Source organism: Halobellus ordinarius, from assembly GCF_031823395.1.
Classification (GTDB): domain Archaea; phylum Halobacteriota; class Halobacteria; order Halobacteriales; family Haloferacaceae; genus Haloquadratum; species Haloquadratum ordinarius.
In genome coordinates, this window is record NZ_JAVQKJ010000003.1 from 91,390 (window position 1) to 111,791 (window position 20,402).

25 protein-coding genes and 1 tRNA gene are annotated in these 20,402 nt (G+C 66.4%); 8 read left to right on the forward strand and 18 right to left on the reverse strand.

Going from position 1 to position 20,402, the window contains the following annotated elements:
• Positions 1-5: 5 nt before the first annotated feature.
• The 6 genes from RJT48_RS03850 to RJT48_RS03875 form a co-directional block, all read right to left on the reverse strand.
• Entirely contained in the window at positions 6-1,835 is a 1,830-nt protein-coding gene (locus RJT48_RS03850; protein ID WP_311170927.1) for a hypothetical protein, read from the reverse strand.
• Positions 1,832-3,103: a Single-stranded DNA binding protein gene (locus RJT48_RS03855; RefSeq protein ID WP_311170928.1), complete on the reverse strand. Its 1,272-nt coding sequence runs from the start codon at positions 3,101-3,103 to the stop codon at positions 1,832-1,834. Before RJT48_RS03855 ends, RJT48_RS03850 begins: the two co-directional genes overlap by 4 nt.
• Before the next feature lie 52 nt (positions 3,104-3,155).
• Positions 3,156-3,452: a DUF7520 family protein gene (locus RJT48_RS03860; protein ID WP_425604697.1), complete on the reverse strand. Its 297-nt coding sequence runs from the start codon at positions 3,450-3,452 to the stop codon at positions 3,156-3,158.
• A 342-nt stretch (positions 3,453-3,794) separates the two neighbouring features.
• On the reverse strand, positions 3,795-5,555 hold the full coding sequence (locus RJT48_RS03865; protein ID WP_311170929.1) for a cbb3-type cytochrome c oxidase subunit I: 1,761 nt from the start codon (positions 5,553-5,555) through the stop codon (positions 3,795-3,797).
• 128 nt (positions 5,556-5,683) lie between these two features.
• Entirely contained in the window at positions 5,684-6,157 is a 474-nt protein-coding gene (locus tag RJT48_RS03870) for a DUF6684 family protein (protein ID WP_311170930.1), read from the reverse strand.
• A gap of 242 nt (positions 6,158-6,399) precedes the next feature.
• Entirely contained in the window at positions 6,400-6,765 is a 366-nt protein-coding gene (locus tag RJT48_RS03875) for a DUF7541 family protein (protein WP_311170931.1), read from the reverse strand.
• 104 nt (positions 6,766-6,869) lie between these two features.
• Here RJT48_RS03875 and RJT48_RS03880 point away from each other — a divergent pair, with 104 nt between their 5' ends.
• From RJT48_RS03880 to RJT48_RS03890, 3 genes are all read left to right on the forward strand, one after another.
• A complete protein-coding gene (locus RJT48_RS03880) occupies positions 6,870-7,982 on the forward strand; it encodes an OBG GTPase family GTP-binding protein (RefSeq protein ID WP_311170932.1) in 1,113 nt (370 codons plus the stop codon).
• A 4-nt stretch (positions 7,983-7,986) separates the two neighbouring features.
• The gene (locus tag RJT48_RS03885; RefSeq protein ID WP_311170933.1) at positions 7,987-8,466 is read left to right on the forward strand and encodes a TIGR04206 family protein; all 480 of its coding nucleotides are present in this window, start codon (positions 7,987-7,989) and stop codon (positions 8,464-8,466) included.
• A 75-nt stretch (positions 8,467-8,541) separates the two neighbouring features.
• On the forward strand, positions 8,542-9,306 hold the full coding sequence (locus tag RJT48_RS03890; RefSeq protein ID WP_311170934.1) for a VOC family protein: 765 nt from the start codon (positions 8,542-8,544) through the stop codon (positions 9,304-9,306).
• Positions 9,307-9,348: 42 nt separating this feature from the next.
• On the opposite strand, the gene RJT48_RS03895 is transcribed toward RJT48_RS03890, so the two are convergent.
• Positions 9,349-9,561 carry a hypothetical protein gene (locus RJT48_RS03895; protein ID WP_311170935.1) on the reverse strand — a complete coding sequence of 71 codons (213 nt, stop codon included), beginning with the start codon at positions 9,559-9,561 and terminating at the stop codon, positions 9,349-9,351.
• Between the two features lie 148 nt (positions 9,562-9,709).
• On the opposite strand from RJT48_RS03895, the gene artA reads away from it, so the two are divergent.
• Positions 9,710-10,633 (forward strand): archaeosortase A, encoded by a 924-nt coding sequence (artA, locus tag RJT48_RS03900; protein ID WP_311170936.1) that lies wholly within the window; start codon positions 9,710-9,712, stop codon positions 10,631-10,633.
• 172 nt (positions 10,634-10,805) lie between these two features.
• The gene (locus tag RJT48_RS03905) at positions 10,806-11,255 is read left to right on the forward strand and encodes a DUF2062 domain-containing protein (protein WP_311170937.1); all 450 of its coding nucleotides are present in this window, start codon (positions 10,806-10,808) and stop codon (positions 11,253-11,255) included.
• Between the two features lie 42 nt (positions 11,256-11,297).
• Here RJT48_RS03905 and dph5 read toward each other — a convergent pair whose 3' ends face one another.
• From dph5 to RJT48_RS03935, 6 genes are all read right to left on the reverse strand, one after another.
• The gene (dph5, locus tag RJT48_RS03910; protein WP_311170938.1) at positions 11,298-12,077 is read right to left on the reverse strand and encodes a diphthine synthase; all 780 of its coding nucleotides are present in this window, start codon (positions 12,075-12,077) and stop codon (positions 11,298-11,300) included.
• A gap of 81 nt (positions 12,078-12,158) precedes the next feature.
• On the reverse strand, positions 12,159-12,383 hold the full coding sequence (locus RJT48_RS03915; protein ID WP_311170939.1) for a DUF8149 family protein: 225 nt from the start codon (positions 12,381-12,383) through the stop codon (positions 12,159-12,161).
• Between the two features lie 63 nt (positions 12,384-12,446).
• Entirely contained in the window at positions 12,447-12,980 is a 534-nt protein-coding gene (locus tag RJT48_RS03920; RefSeq protein ID WP_311170940.1) for a DUF998 domain-containing protein, read from the reverse strand.
• Positions 12,981-13,019: 39 nt separating this feature from the next.
• A complete protein-coding gene (locus RJT48_RS03925) occupies positions 13,020-13,880 on the reverse strand; it encodes a cytochrome c oxidase subunit 3 (protein WP_311170941.1) in 861 nt (286 codons plus the stop codon).
• Positions 13,881-13,961: 81 nt separating this feature from the next.
• A complete protein-coding gene (locus tag RJT48_RS03930) occupies positions 13,962-15,038 on the reverse strand; it encodes a phytoene/squalene synthase family protein (protein WP_311170942.1) in 1,077 nt (358 codons plus the stop codon).
• Between the two features lie 212 nt (positions 15,039-15,250).
• On the reverse strand, positions 15,251-15,574 hold the full coding sequence (locus RJT48_RS03935) for a DNA-binding protein (RefSeq protein ID WP_311170943.1): 324 nt from the start codon (positions 15,572-15,574) through the stop codon (positions 15,251-15,253).
• 88 nt (positions 15,575-15,662) lie between these two features.
• Here RJT48_RS03935 and RJT48_RS03940 point away from each other — a divergent pair, with 88 nt between their 5' ends.
• Complete coding sequence (locus RJT48_RS03940) at positions 15,663-15,938, forward strand: DUF7111 family protein (RefSeq protein WP_311170944.1); 276 nt, start codon at positions 15,663-15,665, stop codon at positions 15,936-15,938.
• Positions 15,939-15,974: 36 nt separating this feature from the next.
• Here RJT48_RS03940 and RJT48_RS03945 read toward each other — a convergent pair whose 3' ends face one another.
• A complete protein-coding gene (locus tag RJT48_RS03945; RefSeq protein ID WP_311170945.1) occupies positions 15,975-16,676 on the reverse strand; it encodes a protein sorting system archaetidylserine synthase in 702 nt (233 codons plus the stop codon).
• Between the two features lie 102 nt (positions 16,677-16,778).
• Here RJT48_RS03945 and RJT48_RS03950 point away from each other — a divergent pair, with 102 nt between their 5' ends.
• Positions 16,779-17,225 (forward strand): cupredoxin domain-containing protein, encoded by a 447-nt coding sequence (locus tag RJT48_RS03950; protein WP_311170946.1) that lies wholly within the window; start codon positions 16,779-16,781, stop codon positions 17,223-17,225.
• A 119-nt stretch (positions 17,226-17,344) separates the two neighbouring features.
• Here RJT48_RS03950 and RJT48_RS03955 read toward each other — a convergent pair whose 3' ends face one another.
• Genes RJT48_RS03955 through RJT48_RS03970 form a run of 4 tightly spaced genes read right to left on the reverse strand, consistent with a single transcriptional unit; the run spans position 17,345 to position 20,005 of the window.
• On the reverse strand, positions 17,345-17,989 hold the full coding sequence (locus tag RJT48_RS03955; protein ID WP_311170947.1) for a 30S ribosomal protein S3ae: 645 nt from the start codon (positions 17,987-17,989) through the stop codon (positions 17,345-17,347).
• Positions 17,982-18,263 (reverse strand): KEOPS complex subunit Pcc1, encoded by a 282-nt coding sequence (locus tag RJT48_RS03960; protein ID WP_311170948.1) that lies wholly within the window; start codon positions 18,261-18,263, stop codon positions 17,982-17,984. Before RJT48_RS03960 ends, RJT48_RS03955 begins: the two co-directional genes overlap by 8 nt.
• Positions 18,260-19,531: a hypothetical protein gene (locus RJT48_RS03965; protein ID WP_311170949.1), complete on the reverse strand. Its 1,272-nt coding sequence runs from the start codon at positions 19,529-19,531 to the stop codon at positions 18,260-18,262. The genes RJT48_RS03960 and RJT48_RS03965 overlap by 4 nt, the downstream gene beginning before the upstream one ends.
• A gap of 6 nt (positions 19,532-19,537) precedes the next feature.
• A complete protein-coding gene (locus RJT48_RS03970; RefSeq protein ID WP_311170950.1) occupies positions 19,538-20,005 on the reverse strand; it encodes a 30S ribosomal protein S15 in 468 nt (155 codons plus the stop codon).
• Between the two features lie 236 nt (positions 20,006-20,241).
• Between RJT48_RS03970 and RJT48_RS03975 the strand changes: the two genes are divergently transcribed.
• Positions 20,242-20,313: transfer RNA gene (locus RJT48_RS03975), tRNA-Ala, on the forward strand.
• Positions 20,314-20,402: the final 89 nt, after the last annotated feature.

Below are 20,402 nucleotides of genomic sequence, written 5' to 3' on the forward strand. Positions count from 1 at the left end.
CACGGTCAGATCGCCTTCAGCATTCCCTCGGCCGGCTCGTAGCACTTCCCGCCCATCAACGCCTCCTGGATGGCGTCTTCGACGTCGTCGGGATCCGCGCCGTACTCCTCGACGACTGCCGCGACGACCGCCTCGCGCTCGGCGCCGTCGCCGTCGTCGAGGTCCGCCATCACGGAGACCGCCGCGTCTTCGAGGTCGACATCCGCCGCCGAGTCACTCTCGGCTGCCGAGTCGCTGCCGTCGGCCGAGTCGTCCGCTCCGGCCGCCGGGGCGGCATCGTCCCCGCCGGCCGTGTCGGTGCCAGCGGCAGATTCGGGAGTCGCGTCCGATTGCGAGCCTGTCGCATCCGCCGCTTCCGGTTCCCCTGACTCGGGGGTCGGCTCCGGAGTCGTGCTGGTATCCGCCGGCTCGGCCGCGCCCGCGGTCTCTTCGGCCATCGATTCGAGTTCCTCGGGGTCCGGGACGTCGATGTCCGCCTCGCCCGGTTCGTCGACCTCGTTGCCGGTCGAGAACTCGGTCCCGTACTCGGATTCGATCTCCTCGCGCTCCTCCTCGTCGAGTTCGTACATCCCCTCCTCGTCGAGTGGGGCATCCAGTCCGTCGTCGGTAGCCTCGGCGGATCCGTCGTCGGACCCGGCCGAGGGTTCCGCCTCGAAGTCTCCCAGGTCGTCTGTGGCGGTATTCGATTCCGGCGCGGCGGCGTCGGTCCCGCCTTCGCCGTCGCCGGCTGCTCCGAGACCGGCGTCCGCACTAGTATCTGCGGGTTCCGACTCGGGTTCTGCCTCCGGTTCCGTTTTGGGCACTTTTTCCCCGTCGTCGGCCGCGACTGCGTCCGTCGCCTCCGCCGAAGCAGTGGTGTCAGACGGTGCGGGTGACGTGTCGGCGTCCGCTGTGGTCACATCGTCCGCGGACGGCGCCTCCTCACCTGACGACGACAGCGCCTCCTCATCTGTCGACGACAGCGCCTCCTCATCTGTCGACGACGCCGTCTCCTCACCCGCCCCCGCTACGTCAGTTTCGGGGGTCGATTCCGGCGACGGAGCGGTATCCGCCGATGGGGAGGGTTCTGATTCCGCCGGTGTCGGCGCCTCGGCGGTTGCAGCCGAAGACGTCGCCGGTACCGTCGGCAGCGGCCCCAGTTCGTCCGGTCCCGACTCGCTCGGCCCGACGCTCGGCGCAGTGACGGCGTCGCGCTCGTCGGCGACGAGTTCCAGCGCCTCGACCGCCATCCGCCTGACGGCTTCGAGGTAATGTTCGGTCGGCTCGTAGTGGTCGACGGCGAGGGCGACCCCCTGTGCGAGCGCGCTGTCGACGCCGCGGGATTCGAGTGTCGCACGGAGATCCTCGCCGCGGACGTCCAGTGCCAGCGCGGCGGCGGTCGTGGCGACCCGGTACAGCGTCGCCTCCGCCGCGGCAACGACCCAGCGGTCCCGGGTGTCGGCGTCGACCTCGTTGAGGCTCTCGGGGCGCACGGAGGTGAAGATCCGATCGGAGTCGTCCGGCTGGTACGTCCGTGCCTTGCCGGTGAGAGAGACGAAACACGGCGGGGCGGCGCGTTCGAGGAAGGCCGCGGCGTCCGGCTGGTACTGCCCCGCGTACGTGACGAACGCGCCGGTCGGATCGACGACTCGCCCCCGGAGGACGTCCTCGCTGACGGACTCGACCTCGGTGAGGGCGCCGACGGCGAACAGTCGGTTCGTCCGCGCACCCGTCGGCGTGACCACGTAGTTGGGTGCGCGTTCCTCCTCGCCCTCCGAGTACGAGAGCGTCGCGTCCTCGAATTCGGCCGCGAAGAGCCTGCGAGCTACCTCCCGACCCTGGGGAGCGTCGCTCACGAGCGCACCTCCCCGAGCAGCGCCGCGGCACGGGTCGCCGGATCGTCCGTCGAGCGCTCGAACTCGCTGGCCTCGACGTTCGCGCCGTAGTCGTCGACCGAGAGGTTCCCGCGGACGCGGTACTCCCGGCCGACGACCGCCTCGCGGATCTCGTCGGCGACGACCTCCTTGTCCATCGCCTCGCGAGCGGCGGCCATCGCGTCGTCCATCGTGCCGCCGTACAGTTCCTCCGTCAGGTCGCGGTCGAGGACGACCGTCACCGTCCCGGTCCCGTCGTCGAGGATCGCCTTCACGCGCATATCGTCCTCGCCGTCGACGTCGCCGTGGACGCGGCACTGACTGTTCTGGAGCACGCGGCCGCAGTCGGGGCAGCGCTCGATGAGCCCGGAGCCGTCGCGGACTTCGAGGACGTTCCCGACGAGTTCGACGTCGAAGAGGCCGCCGGAACCGATCGCTTCCGCGACGTCCATCTGCGGGGCTTCGTCGTCGACCTCGACGTCGCGGGCGAGCGGCGTGACGGTCGTGTACTCCGAGAGGTTCACCTGCGGGACGCCCCGGAACTCCCGGACGTACACCTCCTCGAAGCGGAAGTCGTGGCCCTCGCGGAGTTCCGAGCGCGCCTCCCAGTCGGTGAAGGGCAGGCGCCCGGTCTCGTCGGCGACGATCCCCGACCGGATCGTCGTCTCGCCGTCGCGGCCGTCGATGACGCGCTCTTCGGATTCGAGTACCTGGACCTCGACGTTCCGTCCCCGGTCGCCCGCCCGGAGGTCGACGAGGTCCGTGTCGCCGCCGATCTCGTGGGGGACCTCCACGGGCGTCGTCTCGATGGCGACCGTCGAGGACTGGCCGATGTTCAGTTCTGGTTCGCCGTCCCACTCGCGGACGCCGGCGTTGCCGACGGTGATCGAGTCGCCGGGCTCGAAGCCGAAGTCCTCCCAGGCGGTGTAGGAGATCCGGCCCGTCTCGTCGGCGAACTCGCCCTCGTGGATCGTCTGCTCGTCGCCCTGATACCGGATCGAGCGCCGGCCGACGGTGAGCACGCGAACCGTCACCGTGACGTTCCCGTCCTCGGTAGTGACGTCCGCGAGGTCCTTCGTCGTCGGGGTCGCGTCGCCGCCGCCATCACCTCCGTACTTGCGGCGGATGCTCTGCTTTGCCTCGTCGATCGGGACGCTGTACGAAAGCAGGTTCTCAAGGTCCGATTCGACCTCCGATTTGTCTACACCGAGGGTGGAGGCGAGCTCCTCGGCGTGGTCGTCTACGTCCATCGTCGGTGTGTCTACAGCCGCCTGGAATAAAAAGGGTCGCCGACGGCGTCGCCTACTCGTCGATGTTCCGCGAGACGTAGCTCACGAGCGCCAGCGGAATCCCGAGCACGAGCGCGATGGTCAGTCCTCCGTAGGCGGCGAAGCCCAGCGGCGACGCCGGGAAGGGAATCAGAAACAGGAACCGCGGCGACCGAAGCCCGTCGACGAACGTCCCGGTCAGCAGGCCCGCGGCGGTCGCGACGCCCACGAGCGCGACGTACAGGAAGAGCACGAACCGCTGCCCGCTGCGGCCCTCTGTCTCTCCTGCGACGTCGGAGTCAGACTCTCTTGTCCCCTCGCGTCCGTTCACGGGTCGATTTCGGTGGTGCAGTCGGTTAAGCGACCCGCTTGCCAGCCGATTACTTCGACCGCCAGGACCGACGCACCTTTGCTTGTCGGTGCCGAAGAACGGTTATGAGCGATAGAGACCTCCTCGGCGTCGTCCTCGGAACGGTCGCAACGCTTATGTTTCTCACCGGGATCGCGCTCGCTATCTGACGAAGTGGGCAGGAAAGTCGTCGTCAGAACAGCCGTCGACAGAATATAGTAGCGTTTGCAACTGATTGCATATCCGATCGCACGCAGTCGTGCGATCGAGTAAGTAAAAACTTGCAAACGCTACTATAACAGCGAAAATCCGGCCTCGACTCCCCTACTCCTCGTCGGGGGTGCCGCCATCGGGCAGGACGGCCCCCTCTTCCTCGCCGCCGTCCGTGATCGCCGTCTCGATTTTCCGTTCGTACCAGTCCCACTCACCCGTGTACAGGCCCGACTCCCGGAGGTCCCACGGATCGCCGTCGGTGACTTCCGGCCCTTCGAGCCACGAAGCGACGAAGTTCCAGACGAAGATGATCTGGCCGGCGAGCAGGATGACCGCGCCGACGGTCGCGAGTTGGTGGAGCGTCGCGAACTGCGGCAGGTACGTGGCGTACCGGCGCGGCATCCCGCCGTAGCCCAGCAGGATCATCGCGAAGAAGGTCACGTTCGTCCCGACCATCGTGAGCCAGAAGTGGGCCTTGCCGAGGGTGCGCTGGTACATCCGGCCGGTGTACAGCGGGTACCAGTAGTACAGCCCCGAGAACACGGCGAAGGCGATCGCCCCCATAATCACGTAGTGGAAGTGCCCGACGACGTAGTAGGTGTCGTGGAGGATCAGGTCCACCGGGATGCTCGCGAGGAACACGCCCGTGACGCCGCCGATGATGAAGTTCGCGACGAAGCCGATACTGAACAGCATCGGCGTGGTCAACCGGACCCGGCCGTTCCACATCGTCGTGATCCAGTTGAACGTCTTCACCGCGCTCGGTATCGCAATCGCCAGTGAGACCGCCATGAACGAGGCGCTGAGCCGGGGGTCCATTCCGGTCGCGAACATGTGGTGCGCCCAGACGCCGAAGGAGAGCACGCCGATCGCAAGCGTCGAGTAGACGACGAACTTGAAGCCGAAGAGCCGCCGGCCCGAGAACCGCGGGATGACGTAGCTCACGATGCCCATCGGCGGCAACACCAGGATGTAGACCTCGGGATGCCCGAAGAACCAGAACAGATGCTGCCACAGCATCGTCCCGCCCTCCCCGGCGAAGAAGGTCGTACCGAAGTTCCGGTCGAAGAGCAACATCACGAGCGCGCTGCCCAGAAGCGGGAACGCAAAGAGGATCAGCCCCGACTGGGTGAGGACCGTCCACGAGAAGATGTCGAGGTTGGCCCAGGAGGTCTTCTCGTTGCGTTCGGTGAAGATGGTGGCGATGAAGTTGATCGATCCCATCGTCGCCGACACACCCGTGAGGTGGAGCCCGAGCAGCATCAGGTCGACACCGGCGTTCGCCTGGTTGCCGACGCCCTCACCCGCAGACAGCGGCGTGTACATCGTCCAGGCCGTCTGTGCCGGGATGAGATCCGGGATCGGGAAGAAGCCCGCCCAGATGAGAATCGCGCCCGGCGGCAAAAGCCAGAAGGCGATGGCGTTGATCCGCGGGAACGCCATGTCGTCCGCGCCGATCAGAAGCGGCACGAGATAGTTCGCGAAGGCCGCGATGATCGGCGTCCCGAACAGGAACAGCATCGTGATGCCGTGGCTCGTCAGAAGCGAGTTGTAGAACGTGTTCGAAAGCAGCGTCATCTCCGGGAAGAGCAACTCGATCCGCATCGCGACGACCATCAGGCCGCCGACGACGAACGCCACGAGCGCGTACGCGCCGTAGAGGATCCCGATATCCTTGTGATCGACCGTCGTCAGCCAGCGGATGATGCCGGATGGCTTCTCGGAGACGTAGCTTTCCCCCTGCCCGTAACCGCCGCCACCCGCAATCGGGGTGTACGACCGCCAGTTTTCCACCCGCGCGAGCCACGCGGCGACGGCCACGAGGAAGAGCCCCATAAGGACCGTCAGTGCTAACTGCCCGTTGACCTGCATATCCGTCCTTGAGGAACGGAAGGTAATGAAAGGTTCGGGATGTCTCAACCGGCTCGCCACGAACCGGCAGGCTGCCTCGTCACCAGCAGTGATCTGCCCGGTTGCGACCGCGAGGTAGTGGCGGGAAATCAGGAATCGGTCTCGTCGTCGCTGTCGGCGTCCGCACTGTCTCCGTCGTCGCCCTCACCGTCGTCCGCTGAACCCGCATCCGTCTCCGCGTCGGCTTCGTCTGCCCCGTCGAGTTCGGCGTCGCTTCCGTCGTCTTCGAGTTCGGCGTCGCCGCCCTCGTCGTCGACTGCGGCGTCGGTCTCGCCGTGTTCCTCCTCGATGGGCGTTGCTCCCTCGACGCTGGCCTGTCCCGGCAGGTAGACGTCTCCGGACTTCTCGCTGCCGGCGACCGCCCGCCCGGCGAAGTACGTCAGGACCGCGAGCAGGACGAAGGGAACCGCCAGCAGTCCGAACTGGACCGACGAGGTGAGCGGGTCGATCCCGAACGGCGAGAACAGGGCGAAGGCGACGACGAAGAAGCCCATAATAAAAAGCGGGACCACGTTGACCGTGAGATCCAGCAGGGTATCCCGGTCGAAGATCTTGTTGGCCATAGGTGACTCTTCCGGTGGAGAATGAAATAGGTTGTTGATTCGTCTTCGAGGACGCAGGTGACGTCGCCGCCGCTGTGCCGGGACTCATACTGATTACTCTCGTCGCTTCCCGCCGAACGCCGTCAACGGGGGTGGTGCTCGGCGGAAACGGGGTTAGTGCTCGGCGGAAAAAGTGAGAGTGATCAGTATCACTACGTCAGCCCGTTCTGCGGCGTCTGCCCCTCTGCTCTACTCCCTCACGCTCAGTACGCCGGCTCGCCGTCCGGTGTGAACAACGTTCCCGCGAGGCCCGCAGCCACGAGAATCACGCCCGCAGCGACGATCGCGAGCCCCCGATCCGGGAGGTCGATGGCGGTGTACATAAACGCGGCCCCGAGGGCGAAAAGCGGCACCGACACCGCGAACAGGGCGCGCCAGGGCGTCCGCGCGTAGCTCGATTCGGTCGCCAGGCCGGCGACGCTGCCGCCGAACAGGAGGAGGCCACCGACGGCCAGCGGAAACAGGCCGAAGAGGATTCCGAGTTCCGAGATCGGAATGCCGAGCGCGACGAAAAGCGGCCACGGACTCGCCGTGCGATACTGCTCCGAGAGCCCCGGTTCTGCATCCATTATCCCACAGTACGCGCCGGAGCGTACAAAGCGCTTCGATTCTGCCAACTGCGCCCCGGACGGAAAGAACACCTTTTTCGACGCAGATGGTTGACTCATACCCGATGGGACTGGAGGAAGAGATCGAAGAACTCCGCGAGGAGATCGCGAACACGCCGTACAACAAGGCCACCGAACAGCACATCGGTCGGCTGAAGGCGAAACTCGCGGAGAAAAAAGAGAAACTCGAGAACCAGTCCGGCAGTGGCGGCGGCCACGGCTACGCGGTCGAGAAGACCGGGGATGCCACCGTCGCGCTCGTGGGCTTTCCGAGCGTCGGCAAGTCGACCCTGATCAACGCCCTCACCAACGCCGACAGCGAGGTCGGCGAATACGAGTTCACGACGCTCGACGTCAACCCAGGAATGCTGAAGTACAACGGCGCGAACATCCAGATCCTCGACGTCCCGGGGCTCATCGAGGGCGCCGCCGGCGGCCGCGGCGACGGGAAGGCGGTCCTGTCGGTCGTCCGCACGGCAGATCTGGTGGTCTTTCTCCTCTCGGTCTTCGAGATCGAACGCTACGAGCGGCTCAAGCGGGAACTCTACAAGAACAAGATCCGCATCGACACGTCGCCACCGAACATCACCATCTCGAAGCGTGGCAAGGGAGGCCTCCAGGTGACGACCTCCGACGACGTCTCCCTCGACGAGGACACGATCGCGAGCGTCCTCCGGGAACACGGCTACGTCAACGCCGACGTGACCGTCCGCGGCGACATCACGATCGACGAACTCATCGACGGGATCATGGACAACCGCGTCTACCTCCCCTCGATCGTCGCCGTCAACAAGGCCGACCTGATCGACCGCGACTACCTGCCGACGGTCGAGGAGAACCTCCGGGAGGTCGGCGTCGACCCCGAAGAAGCGACGTTCATCAGCGCCGAGGCCGAGAAGGGCCTCGACGCGCTGAAGGAACGGCTCTGGGAGAACCTCGGGCTCATCCGGATCTATATGGACAAACCGGGCCGCGGCGTCGACTACGAGGAACCGCTGATTCTGATGGAGGGCGAAAACACCGTCGACGACGCGCTCCGAAAGCTCGGCGGCACCCTCGAAGAGCGGTTCCGCTTTGCCCGCGTCACCGGGCCGAGCGCGAAACACGACGAACAGCAGGTCGGCCGCGACCACGAACTGCAGGACGAGGACGTTCTCCGGGTCGTCGCCCGGAAGTGACACGGTGCCGAAGACTGTGCCTTCCTCCCACGATAACCCCGAAACGTCGTCCACCAGGCGGACCGTGCTGGCGCTCCTCTCGCTTCTGTTCCTCCCGTGGTCCCTGCAAGTGTTTGCCGCGGGCGACGCGACGTTCCTGTTCGCGTGGGGGCTCGTCAACACGAACCCGCTCTCGGTGACCACGTTGCCGGACTTTCTCTTCGTGTACACGCGCGGCCTCCCGGAGTACATCCTTGCGTGGCCGCTTTCGGTCGCATTCTACGCGGCCGCGGTCGCAAGCGCCGCCGTCGGCTGGCGAGTCGACCGCGAGGATCCGCGGGTCACCGGCGGCCTCCTCGTCCTGGTCGGGATCGCCCAACTCCGGCTCGCGTGGGGCTTTTCGCTCCAGCCGGGCCGGATCGCGTGGCCAATCGGGACCGTTGCGGTGCTGGCGGTGGCGTGGTGGTACTACTGGCCGCGAGTTCGCACGATGCGGCGATCATAGCGGGTCGGTCCCTCCCGACGACTGGGCCGTCCCTCGGTCAGATCCTTTTTCATCGCGGCGCCCGTTCGGTCGCCTATGTCCGGAGTACTCGACCACGTGATGATGCGCGTCGAAGACCTCGATGCGTCGCTCGATTGGTACACGACGCACCTGAACTACGAGGAGAAGGGCCGCTGGGAGGCCGACACCTTCACGAACGTCTACCTCGGCCCCGAGGAGATGCACGAGGAGGGGGCGATGCTCGAACTGACGTACAACCACGACGACCGAACGTACGAGATGGGCGACGCCTGGGGACACATCGCCGTTCGCGTCCCCGAGGGCGAACTCGAAGCCCACTACGAGCAACTGATCGAGGAGGGCGTCGAGGACTACCGCGACCCCGAATCCTGCGGGGGCCGCTACGCGTTCGTGAGAGACCCCGACGGCCACGAGGTCGAGATCGTCCAGCGGGATCCCGACCTGTCGACGTGGAGCCTGGATCACACGATGATCCGCGTCGAGGACGCCGACGAGGCACTCGGCTTCTGGACCCGAAAGTTCGAGTACGAACACACCCGCCGCTGGGAGTCGGACACCTTCGCGAACTACTTTATGAAGCCGGCGGGCGCCTCCGACGCCGCGATGACCGTCGAACTCACGTACAACTACGACGGCCGCTCGTACACGATGGGCGACGCCTGGGGCCACCTCTGCGTCCGCGCGGACGACCTCCACGACTACTGGGCGACGCTGATGGAACGGGAGGCCGAGGACTACCGCGACCCCGAATCCTGCGACAACCGCTACGCCTTCACGAAAGACCAGGACGGCCACGAGATCGAGATCCTGGAGCCCTGAACGGCCGCAGCGACCGGGTCACCCGAATCGACGCCGACCGTACTACTGGGTAGTGACCCGGAGCAGCGCCGAACAGTGCGGACACCGCTCCTCGTGGTATTCTTTGCCGTCCATCCCGTCTGCGAAGCCCGATAGAATCTGACTCGCCGCGCTTTCCTCGGTGACGGAGTCCTTCAGGGTGACGTCGACGATGGTTCCGGAGACGAACACCTCGACGTCATCGCCGCAGGAAGGACACTGCACACGCTCTCTCATACGACGAGGGACAGAGTTCTGCGGGGTAAAAGTTGTGACAGGTCGGCCCCGTCCGGCGTCCAAACGGAGGTTCAGTCCCGACCACGGTTCCGCGTTCCCGACACACGGAACGACAAGGGATTTATCCGTCAACCTCGTTCGGTCGGATATGCCAGGTGTCCTCTCCGATGCGCTCGCGTGGGCCGTGATCCTCACGTTCGTCGTCGGAGTGTTCTCGCGCCGCCGGAACGAGCGGGCCGCGCGGTATCTCACGGTCGCCGCGTGGGTCGGCTTCGCCGTCTTCTGGCTCCAGTTGGTCCCGCACTTCGCGTTCGTCCACAAGAGCTACGTCGAGGGGATCCTCGCCGTGATCGCGGTGCCGGCGTCGCTGTACGTCGGGTACCTGCTCTTCGACGGCCGCGACTCCCTGTACGTGCTCTCGCGGGCAGTCGCAGCGATGGGCGTGATCTACCTCCCCTTCGAGACGATTCCGGCGTTCACGCTTTTGGGCATCGCGGTCCCGGCCCCCCGCGGCGTCCTGATGGAGACCGTCGCCGCCCAGACCGGGTTTCTCGTGAACGCGTTCGGCTACCACCCGGAACTCATCGTCGGCGACCAGGGCTATCTCAACACGTTCCTCTTCTTCGACGGCGACCACCGGCTGACCGTCGAGGTCGTCCTCGCGTGTACCGGGCTCGGTAGCATCGCCATCTTCGCCGGCCTCATCAGCGCAGTGAAGGCTCCGCTTCGCCGCAAGCTCCGCGCGATGGCGATCGCGGTCCCGATCATCTACGCCTTGAACCTCCTGCGAACGACGTTCATCACCATCGCCTTCGGCAAGCAGTATATGCAGTGGTTCGTCGACGAGATCCTCTTTCTGTTCGGCGCCTCCGACCCGTATATGGTCTCGTTTTTCATCTCCGATCGGATCATCAGCCAGCTGCTCGCGGTCGTCGTCCTCGTGGGGATCACCTACCTGGTCGTCCGGGAACTGCCCGAACTGCTGACGATCATCGAGGACGTCCTCTTCGTGGTGACCGGCGACGAGTACGACCTCGAATCCGAACTCGGGCTGAATCGACCGGGCGTGTGATAATGGTTACTCTCACTTTTTACCGCCGAGCGCCACCCCCGTTGACGGCGCTCGGCGGGAAGAAACGAGAGTAATCAGTATGAGAGAGGAGACCGTCCACGGCGACACGCGGACTGCCGACACCTGATCGCCGAAGTGTTCATATCGACTGCTAGCGTCTACGCAGGGGATGATGAGAGTGCGGATCCGCCGGGCGCGCCGGCGGATTCGGGAGGAACTGGAGTCCGCGTTCATCGAGGACTACACGTCACAGGAGGTCGCGATCAGCTTCAGCATCGGACTCTTTATTACTGCCTTGCCCACGCTCGGGACCGGCCTGCTGATGTTTGCTGTGCTGGTGTATCTATTTAAGCAGTTGAGCGAACTCGCAATGCTGGCCTCCGTGCTCGTGTTGAATCCGTTCGTGAAGTGGGGCGTGTACGCGAGCAGCTACTGGCTCGGCCAGCGGCTGCTCGGCCCGGTCCCGCTCGCCTTCGACGGCAACATCCTCGCGGCCGGCCCCGACGTGCTGGTCCGACTGTGGGTCGGCAACCTCATCCTCGCGGTGGTGTTCGCAACTGCGGGGTATCTCCTCGCACTGCGGTCGGTCGTCGAGTTCCGGCAGCGGAGAGAGCTCCTGTGAGGTCGAAACTGGACCCCACACAGCAGCAAGACCCCGCCCCACTTACCGCTCGTTTGCGGCCAGTAGCTCCGCGGGAGCCTCGCCGAGTGTCGCGAGGGCGTCGGACTCGATGTGATGGAGGTCGCCGGGGACGACGAGCAGGTGCAGCGGGTCACCGAAGTCGCGCTCGGCGAGCGCAGAGAGCCGATCGGCCGCGACGGTGGGATCCGGACTTCCGGCCCGGGCGACGGCGACGCCGAGGACGTCGGCCCAGTCGGCGGCGAGCATCTCCGCGGCGGCGTCGGCGGTCATATACTCCCCGCGCTCGGCCTTGATGTCGAGGTAGACCACGGTGTGGAGACCCCGCTCGCGGTTCGCCTCGATCGATTCGATAACGCTCTCCGGGACGCCCTCGGCGCCGTGGGCGTACGGGAACGGCAGCGTGACGGCCTTCCCGAACCGGTAGTTCTGCAGGCCCGTGAGCCCGCTGGCGGCAGTCTGGGCGGTCACCCCGTGGATCACGCGCGTGTCGATTCCCCGCTCGATCGCGCGGAGTCGCAGATCCACGTGGGTCGTCGAGATCATCGTGTCCCCGGCCGTGAGGAAGGCCACGTGCTCGTCCTCGGCGGCATCGAGGATGTCGTCGGGATGCTGTTCGACGCCCGCGCGGTCCCGGACGTCGATGTCGATGTCGTGATATGCGGACAGTTCCTCGACGGAGGTTCCGATCAGGTGGCTCGTGTAGAACTCCGCGACGGCCCGGTCGGCGTCGGCGAGCGCATCCCGGCCCTCGACGGTGATCGAGCGTTCGTCGTAGAGACCGAGACCGATGAACGTGAGCATACGCGGGATGGACTGGCAGCGACTATAAAACGCGTGAAACGGGTTCCGTCCGAGGCGACGATGCCGCGCCGGAGCAGGGCGTCAGCCGTCGTCTTCGGCACCGTAGAGCCCGAGATCCGCCGCGACGGCGTTGGCCAGTTCGTCGGCGATGACGGGGTCGATCTGGGCGATTTCCTCGCCGTCGTGTCGGTGTTCGTTGTGCGTCTCGAGTGTCTCTCGGAGCTCCGAGAGCGGTACCCGCGTGTCCGTCCCGCAGGCCTCACAGACGATCGGCACCGTCGGCTCGTCGGTCTCCTCGTCGGCCATACGCGACAGTCTCGCGACGAGTGTGAAAACTGGTCCGGTTTTCCGGAGTCGAGCGGATGCCGGTCAGGTCGAAACCGGTGGGGCGAGAAAGAGGACCCAGCCGGCAAACAGGGCGACGCCACCCAGTTCCGGAAGCGCGAGTCCCGGTCCCGGGCGGATCCCAGCACCCCACAGGACCCAGCCGAAGAGGTGGACCGCGGCACCGGCGATCGCGAGTCGTCCGACGAACACCGTCCGTCGCTGCCACCCGTCGAGGGCGACCGTCGCCGTCGAAGAGAGAAAGAAGGCGACAGCGACCGGAAAGTGCGGCGCCGTCCCGGACGGAAACACGCCGACGAAAATCATCGCGGCTATCGAGAGCGCGTACCCGATCGCAACCGACGTGGAATGTCGACGGAGCGCACGCCCGTAGCCGAGAGCGATCACCCCACCGGCGACGAGGCCCCCGTTGAACAGAAGCGCGGTCTCGGCGGCGATGCCGAGATCCGAGAGCGCACTGGTCGTCCAGGAGAACGTCGGCGAACGAACGATCGCAGCGGCAACACCGCCCAGGGCGACCGCGGCACCCGCCGGGCCGGCAAGTCGGTCAGGACGCATCGACTCGAACTGTGGAAAACGGGCTCCCGACGACGCCGATCAGGCGCCGACTTCCGCGCCGACGTAGAGCACGACGACGAGGAAGATCCAGACGACGTCGACGAAGTGCCAGTACATCGAGGCGGTGCTGACCGAGACGTGCCGCTCGGCGGAGTACTGTCCGAGCAGCCCGCGGACGAAGACGATGCCGAGGAGCACCGCGCCGAGACTGACGTGGAGGCCGTGCAGGCCCGTCAGTCCGAAGAAGGCCGACGCGAAGACGCCGGAAGAGAGGGTGAAGCCCTCGTGGATGATGAACTCGTAGTACTCGTAGACCTGCCCGCCGATGAAGATCACGCCGAGCAGGAGCGTCACCGCGAGCCACCCGACGAATTTCCGCCGGTTGTCCTCGCGAATGGCGACGTGACCGAAGTGAAGCGTGATCGAGGAGAGGACCAGAATCGCCGTGTTGATGATGACGAGCGAGCCCGTCAGCTTCGGAATGCCGACGAAGATCGACTCCCAGTCGCCCGCGCGGACGTAGAAGTAGTAGCCGAACAGGCCGCCGAACGTCGCCAGTTCCGACCCGAGGAACGCGAGCATTCCCCACCGGAGCTTGTTCGCGCTCTGGTGGTCCGCATCCCGGGACCAAAACGTACTCACGAAGGCGTGATACACCCAACCGTACAGTCCGACGAGGAAGATGCCGACCGTGGCGACGAGCGCCGCGGGGCCGGCCACCGGTGAGATGATCGCGCTGTCGCCCCGACCCAGAATGTACAGTGCAGCGGCGACGTACACGCCCGCCGCCCCGATCGCGGTGACGAACGGCCACCAGCTAGCCTCGCCGAACCCGCGCGGCCAGTCCTCGACGGCCGGGAGGTGGTGTCCGTGGTCGTCGTGTGCTTCTTCGGTTCCCATAACCGCCCGTTTCGATCCGACGACTAAAAACCCTCCCAAAACGAGCGGTGCCACAGCACCGACGCCGCTGGGGCCGACCGATCAGTTCGTCTGCGAAACAGTCCGGTGGTACGGCTCCGCGGCAACCTCACGGCGGAGTTCGCCGAGCGAATCCCTGTCTGCGCCCCCGCTCATCTCCGAGACGACGGCGAGCACCTCCTGTCGGGAGATCTTCACGCCCGTCGAGGAAAGCGCGTCCTCGGGTCGTGAGAGCAGTTCCCTGAGCGTCCCGACCGCAAGCACGAAGGGGATCGCCCAGGCTTCGAGGGTGTTGCCGTCGCGGAGGGGAACTGCTTCGAGGTACGTCTGCGCGTCGTCGATAAAGGAGCCGGCGAACTCGGCGGTGCGGCGGACGACCGACGCCGCCTTCGCCTCGTGTTTGTCCGCGACGACTTCCTCCTGTGGGACGCCGGCGTCCTCGAGCCACTCCGCCGGGAGGTAGACGTTGTCCTCGGCGGTGTAGTCGTCGTAGACGTCCTTGGAGATGTTCACGAGTTGCAGCAGCAGGCCGAACTGCTCTGCGGTCTCGTACAGCCGGCGGCTGCGGTCTGCGGCGACGTCGTGCCGGGTCACGAGGTTCGTGATGAGGTTGCCGACAGTACCGGCAGCGTAGTAGCAGTACTCCTCCAGTTCGTTTCGCGTCTGGATCCGGAGACCGCCGTCGTCGCTGTACCGTTCGACGAATTCGGCCATCCCCTGGACCAGTTCCCGTGCCGGCGGGACGACCGCTCGCTGGACGTCGGCAGGGAGACTGCTGAACGTCCGGAGCACGCGGGGGGAGTCGCGGACGACCGCCCAGTCGTCGGTCATCGACTCGTCGGCGGGGAGGTATGGTTCTACGGCGGTTGCAAACTCCTCGGCCTCGGTGTCGTCCTCGGGGTCGAGGACGGCGTCGTAGGTCCGGAGGAGCGCCGCTTGGTCGGCGGGAGGGATGTGCGAGGCGTCTTCGACAGTGTCTGCGATCCGGCAGACGAGATACCCGAGACAGATGTACGACGACATCGGTTCATCGAGCACGTCCACCGTGAGCGCAAAGGTACGAGAAACCCCCTGGACCGACTCGTGGCACCACTGGAGGTCGGCCCGGTCGACTCGGGGGCGGTCATCCTGCTGAGACATTCGGAATGTGAGTCACTACGATGGGCGGCATAAAAAGCTTCGTGGCACGAGGCGGCCGATGGTGGAGGAACGCGGCCGGTTGCTGCATAGCGTATCGGAACAGCGTTTCGTGGGATAGTCCCGCCGGGCATCCCACCTAACACCTGCGAGTCGCTCGGAACTGCGCTTTCACCAGGCGTCTACCCTCGCAGCCGACGGCGGTATGGTTCAAACTAGCGCCGGGTCGAATCGTCCCCGCCGGTCTCGGATCCCCCGTCGGCTCCGCTGTGTAAACGCTCCGTGAGCCACTGGTGGTACGCTTCGACGGCAGCGACGCCTTCATCGGTAAGCTGATAGACGTCGTGGATCCCCTCGGTATCACGGGCGACGAGGCCGCGGTCGACGAGCGCGTCGACGCTCCCGGCGAACGATTGCGGCTCGATCCGCGTCTCGTAGTGGCGTTCGAGTGCCGTCTTCAGTTGTTGTCTCCGGAGCGACCCCGCTTCGTAGAGTAGCGCACACAGATCCCGCCGCCGACCGCTCTGAAGCCATCGCATCGTCGGGTCGTCGGACGGGAAGCCTACGTCAGTTTCGCTTCCCGCGCCGAACCGGTAGGTTCGACTTTCCCAAGTTCCAACGTGGGGTATGGCTAACCGCGAGGCGACCGCAACCGGGATCACGGCGCGCTATCGAGAGACCGACACCGAGCGGCTGTTGACGTTCGATGCTGACGGGCAAACGGCCGCGATCGCACAGAACACCGAGGGCTATGCGATGCTGAAAGTCCGCCCGAGTGCCGACGGCGACGAACTCGAACGCTACTACGGGTTCGATATGGCACTCGATCACGTCGCCGAACTGCTCGGCGTCTCGCCGAACGACCTCCCGGTTCCCGAGGCCGCCGCTGATATGGGGATGTAGGCCGACGTCAGCCACGGTGTCCGATCGCGAGGCCGCTCAGTCCCGCCGCCAGTAGAACCGCGGGCCGAAAAAGAGGTACGCGAGCGACAGAAACAGCAGGCCGAAGGCGAAGCCCTCGCCGATCTCGCCGACGAGCCGTCGCCCCATCCGACCAGCGAGGAGGATCGCTGCGGCCTGCACGATACCCATCACAACCGCGTCCTGCGCGTGGAGGTCGGGGTAGGTGATCGGCGCGAGCATCAGCCCGGCGAGCAGGAATACCAGCGGGACGAGTACGATCGGACTCGTGAACCCTGCGAGGACGGCGGCGGCCAGAATCGTCGCCGCGAGCGTGGTCTGGACCCCCTCCGTCTCGGCGGCGTCGCTGTCGTAGGCGGTGTAGAGCCCGAGTCGCGTCACTGCCGCGGCGACGAAAAGCGCACAGCCGGCGAGCGCAACGAGGCCGCGCGTGCCGCCGAGTCCCCACGCCTCGGCGACGGCCATCGCGACAAGGAGCGCGGGCGTCACGCCGAACGAAGCCACGTCGGCCAGCGAGTCGAGGTACGGGCCGACGGTCGTCCCGCCGCGCCGCCGCGCGACGACGCCGTCGAGCGCGTCCGCAATCGCCGCAAGCAGGAGGATCCGCGCCGCGAGTTCGACATCGACGGTCGTGGCGACGGCAGCGACGAATCCGAGGGCGGCGTTGGATATCGTCACCGCGTCGGCGAGGCCCAGTCGACCGACGAACCGCGGCTTCATACCTCGGGCGACTCGGAGGATCGGTTTACCTCTTTACATCCGGACCGGGCGCTTTCCGTCCGGACCGGGCCACATTTATCGCTCCCGTCCCGAGGAGCAACTATGGAACGAGAGCGGAGCGCGGCCACCCGGCGCCTCTCCCGTCGTCGCGTGCTCGTCGGCATCGGCGCGACGACCGCTGCGGGACTCGCAGGGTGTGCCGGGGCGGGCGCACAAAGCGACTACGACGTCGGGATGACGGCGGTCGCGTTCGATCCGGTCACGGTGACCATCTCGGTCGGTGAGACGGTCGTCTGGAAAAACACGAGTTCGCGCGGCCACACTGTCACCGCCTACGACGACGCGATTCCGGCGGACGCGGCGTTCTTCGCCAGCGGCGGCTACGACTCCACGGAAGCCGCTCGCGAGGGATTCCGCTCGGAGTTCGGCGGCGCCATCGACAGCGGGGAGACGTGGTCGCACACGTTCGAGGTGCCCGGCGAGTACGGGTACTTCTGTATCCCCCACGAGCAGGCGGGGATGGTCGGGACGGTCGTCGTCGAAGAGTGAGGGCTGGTGCCAGTTTTTCACGCCTGTGGTACTGTACCAACGCTGCCGCGATTGTGTCAGTAGCGGCGGCTCGACGGAGTCCGAAAGAAACGAGCGACTGAAAGTCGCGACGATCCGAATCAGGCGTCGTCGACCGCGACGTCCTCTTCGTCGACGTCGACGGCGGCCTCTTCCTCGGCGGCGACCTCTTCGGGTCGCGCTTCGAGGGTGAGCTTCTGGACCTCGACCCGCCGGAGCGGGTAGATGGTCTTCGCCTCGCCGTAGATCGCCGAGGAGAGCCGTCCCTCGATGACGCTGTCGACGAGTTCGTCGAAGGTGCGCTCGGCGGCGGCGTCCTCGACGAGGTCGATCATCACGCGCCGGATCGCCTTCTCCTGGCTGCGGTCGGCCTTCTTGGTCGTGAAGGCCACGGGCTGCAGCTGGACGCGGTAATCGTCCGTCGTCCGCACCGTGATCGCGACGTCGACTTTCGAGGCCCCGCGTCGGACGAGGCTGCGGACGTAGTCCCGCGCGAGTTCGTGTTTGATGAACTCGGTGTAGGCGGCGTCGCTGCCGACGTCTCGCACCTTGAAGGTGAGCTTCGTGTTGTTTTCACCCTGGTCGCCGGTGATGTCGCCGAGAGTGACCTCGACGGTTCGACCCTCGACCTTCTCGGGCTCGTCCGCGAAGGTCGAGCCGAGTTCGGTCCGGTCGAACTGCTCCGGCGCGATGAGGGTGTACCATCGCTTCCCGCTCTTCTGCTTCGAAACTGATCGTTCACTCATAGTATGTCTGTGTCGTGTCGACGATGGCGTCCGCCACCGTCAGGTTGACCACGGTGTCGTCCACCGTGGACTGCAGCCCGCCCGTGGTCGCGCGGGAGATCGTCGTCACGAGGGTGTTGCCCTCGACGACCATCTCCATCGCGTCGGTGTTGTCCGGCCGGAGCGCCGCCGCCACCGTCTCGGCGTCGGCGTGCTGCGTCCGCAGGCGGGCCGTTCGCGACGCGTCACGCGCCGCGTCCGTCTGTCGTTCGTCTACTGTCCTGTCGGTCGTCATTCCGGTACCTCCCTGCCGGAGTCGTCCGTGCTGTCTTGGAGCGCCTCTCTCACCGCGGCGATGACGTCGGCGTCGGCGGTTTCGGCGTCGAATCGAGCGAGCGCTGCCGTCGGACCGGCCGTCCAGGTCGCAGTCGTCGAATCGCCCGCGACGAACTCCGATGCGAGCGCCCTTGCGGCGTCGTCGGCGCCACCGTCGACTGCGGCGAGCGCAGCAACCCCGTCTTCGAGCGCGAGGACGACCGGTTCGGGCGAACGGAAGTCACGAACGAGTCGCGCGACGGTCGCCAGCCGACCCGGGACTACGGGGTCGTTGGCCCGTCCACTGGCGTCCGCATCGCGAACGTTCGGGCGGACGACGAACACGCCGTCGTAGCGCCCGGTGTGCGCCGACCGAACTGCGCGATGAACCGCTCGCCCGTGTGTCCGCCAGGCGTCCACCGCGGCGCCGTGGCCGCCGTGACCGAGCGCGACTGCGACGCCCGTTCCGGGTCGTTCCCGAGCGGTGGCGTTCAGCACGTCGGCGAAGCCGCCCAGCGTCTCGAACGGCGCTTGAGGCGTCGCATAGGGGCGCAATGCCCGCTCGACGGCGGTCGCCGCTCGCGGCGTCGCCTCCTCGTCGGCCGCGACGCCGAGCGCGAGATGCGACGCGATCGACCGCCGCCCGTCTGCGTCGCGCTCGTCGGAATCGGTGCCGGTGAGCCCCGCGAGTTCTGCGGCCGCGGCATCTGTATCGCCCGAGAAGGGCGCGCGGACGAGCGTCGAATGGGCCAACCCGTCGACGACGTCGTCGACCGGGATCGCCACGCCGGGGCGGCGCTCGATCGATCCAGCGGCTTCAGCAACCTCGAGGAGCGATCCGGCGGCCGAACCGGGGTGTGCGCCCGCGGCGACGACCCCAGCGAGCGCCAACACCGGATCGGGAGCCGCACCCCCGTGCCGCGCTGCGAGCGCCTCTGCGATCTCGTACGCGCGGAGACTCGACGGCGCTCCCGCGGCGGCGAGAGTCACGTCTGCACCTGACGGCGCTGCCCCGACCGCGACGGCGAGGCCGTCCTCGACCGGCGACACGTCGGCACCGAACGGAGCCACGCGCACCTGAAACGCGACGCCGACGTCCCGAAGTGCTCTGGCAAGGAGTCCGCCAGCAGCGAGCGCGTCGCCGTCGGCGCAGGGGACGATCCGAACGAACCCGGCCGACGCGAGTGCGGCGGCGACGCTCTCGGAGGGGGCGTCCGCGTCCGCGCCGGCGTCGGATCGGGAGGCCATCGGACGTTAGTCTTCGAGGAGTGTGACCGCGAGGTCGTGGGTGTAGGTGAAGTCCTCGTCGAGTTCGTCGCCGCGGTAGTAGTTGACGAGGCGACGGATCTTCGACTCGGTGTTCTGCAGCGCGCGCTTGTTCTGCATATCCTGCTGGTTCTCGTCGACGTGGCGGCGGAGGCGCACGGCGCGCTCCATCAGGTTCTTGAGGTCCTCCGGGAGCTCGGGTGCGGCGTCGTGCTCCTCGAGGATCGTGGTGACCTTCTTGCCCGTCGCGGCTTTGACGTCAGGGACCGGAACGCCCTTGACGCCCTCGTCGCGCAGTTTCAGGCCGATCTGGCTGGGCTCGTGGCCCTGTTCCGCCAGTTCGACGACGCGCTCTTCGATCTCGTCTGCGTCGACGTCGCTCCACTCCGGGGGGTCGTCTGCCACCGGCTTGTCCGAACCGGACGAGCCACGGCGGCGGGTGTGCATTCGTGCCATTGTTATCGATTGGAACGGCACAGACCGCAGAAGATGCGATATGACGAGTCCGACGGGTGTCGGCTCGTCGCACTTCCGCAATCCCAAGCCGCGCGGGGCGGCGAGTCGGACTTGCGGCCGTGCTGTTCCCACCTATCTCCACCAGCGACGGCGACAAAAGGATTGCGACCCGCGGCTGTCGTTCGCCAAGTCGAAGCGCTTAAGAGCGAAAACGGAATACGGAGGAATGCCGACGCGGGCTCGTAGATCAGAGGTAGATCACTCCCTTGGCATGGGAGAGGCCCCGGGTTCAAATCCCGGCGAGTCCATCAGTATTCTTCCGTCGTGATCAGGGATCGAGGTGCACACAACGATTCGTCAGACGTGTCGCATCCCAGCTGTGAGTTTTACAACGGCG

Coding starts and splice junctions, on each gene's coding strand:
- RJT48_RS03855 (WP_311170928.1), bottom strand. CDS start 3,103: ATGGACGTAGACGACCACGCCGAGGAGCTCGCCTCCACCCTCGGTGTA.
- RJT48_RS03865 (WP_311170929.1), bottom strand. CDS start 5,555: ATGCAGGTCAACGGGCAGTTAGCACTGACGGTCCTTATGGGGCTCTTC.
- RJT48_RS03870 (WP_311170930.1), bottom strand. CDS start 6,157: ATGGCCAACAAGATCTTCGACCGGGATACCCTGCTGGATCTCACGGTC.
- RJT48_RS03875 (WP_311170931.1), bottom strand. CDS start 6,765: ATGGATGCAGAACCGGGGCTCTCGGAGCAGTATCGCACGGCGAGTCCG.
- RJT48_RS03880 (WP_311170932.1), top strand. CDS start 6,870: ATGGGACTGGAGGAAGAGATCGAAGAACTCCGCGAGGAGATCGCGAAC.
- RJT48_RS03890 (WP_311170934.1), top strand. CDS start 8,542: ATGTCCGGAGTACTCGACCACGTGATGATGCGCGTCGAAGACCTCGAT.
- RJT48_RS03895 (WP_311170935.1), bottom strand. CDS start 9,561: ATGAGAGAGCGTGTGCAGTGTCCTTCCTGCGGCGATGACGTCGAGGTG.
- artA (WP_311170936.1), top strand. CDS start 9,710: ATGCCAGGTGTCCTCTCCGATGCGCTCGCGTGGGCCGTGATCCTCACG.
- RJT48_RS03905 (WP_311170937.1), top strand. CDS start 10,806: ATGAGAGTGCGGATCCGCCGGGCGCGCCGGCGGATTCGGGAGGAACTG.
- dph5 (WP_311170938.1), bottom strand. CDS start 12,077: ATGCTCACGTTCATCGGTCTCGGTCTCTACGACGAACGCTCGATCACC.
- RJT48_RS03915 (WP_311170939.1), bottom strand. CDS start 12,383: ATGGCCGACGAGGAGACCGACGAGCCGACGGTGCCGATCGTCTGTGAG.
- RJT48_RS03920 (WP_311170940.1), bottom strand. CDS start 12,980: ATGCGTCCTGACCGACTTGCCGGCCCGGCGGGTGCCGCGGTCGCCCTG.
- RJT48_RS03925 (WP_311170941.1), bottom strand. CDS start 13,880: ATGGGAACCGAAGAAGCACACGACGACCACGGACACCACCTCCCGGCC.
- RJT48_RS03930 (WP_311170942.1), bottom strand. CDS start 15,038: ATGTCTCAGCAGGATGACCGCCCCCGAGTCGACCGGGCCGACCTCCAG.
- RJT48_RS03935 (WP_311170943.1), bottom strand. CDS start 15,574: ATGCGATGGCTTCAGAGCGGTCGGCGGCGGGATCTGTGTGCGCTACTC.
- RJT48_RS03940 (WP_311170944.1), top strand. CDS start 15,663: ATGGCTAACCGCGAGGCGACCGCAACCGGGATCACGGCGCGCTATCGA.
- RJT48_RS03945 (WP_311170945.1), bottom strand. CDS start 16,676: ATGAAGCCGCGGTTCGTCGGTCGACTGGGCCTCGCCGACGCGGTGACG.
- RJT48_RS03950 (WP_311170946.1), top strand. CDS start 16,779: ATGGAACGAGAGCGGAGCGCGGCCACCCGGCGCCTCTCCCGTCGTCGC.
- RJT48_RS03955 (WP_311170947.1), bottom strand. CDS start 17,989: ATGAGTGAACGATCAGTTTCGAAGCAGAAGAGCGGGAAGCGATGGTAC.
- RJT48_RS03960 (WP_311170948.1), bottom strand. CDS start 18,263: ATGACGACCGACAGGACAGTAGACGAACGACAGACGGACGCGGCGCGT.
- RJT48_RS03965 (WP_311170949.1), bottom strand. CDS start 19,531: ATGGCCTCCCGATCCGACGCCGGCGCGGACGCGGACGCCCCCTCCGAG.
- RJT48_RS03970 (WP_311170950.1), bottom strand. CDS start 20,005: ATGGCACGAATGCACACCCGCCGCCGTGGCTCGTCCGGTTCGGACAAG.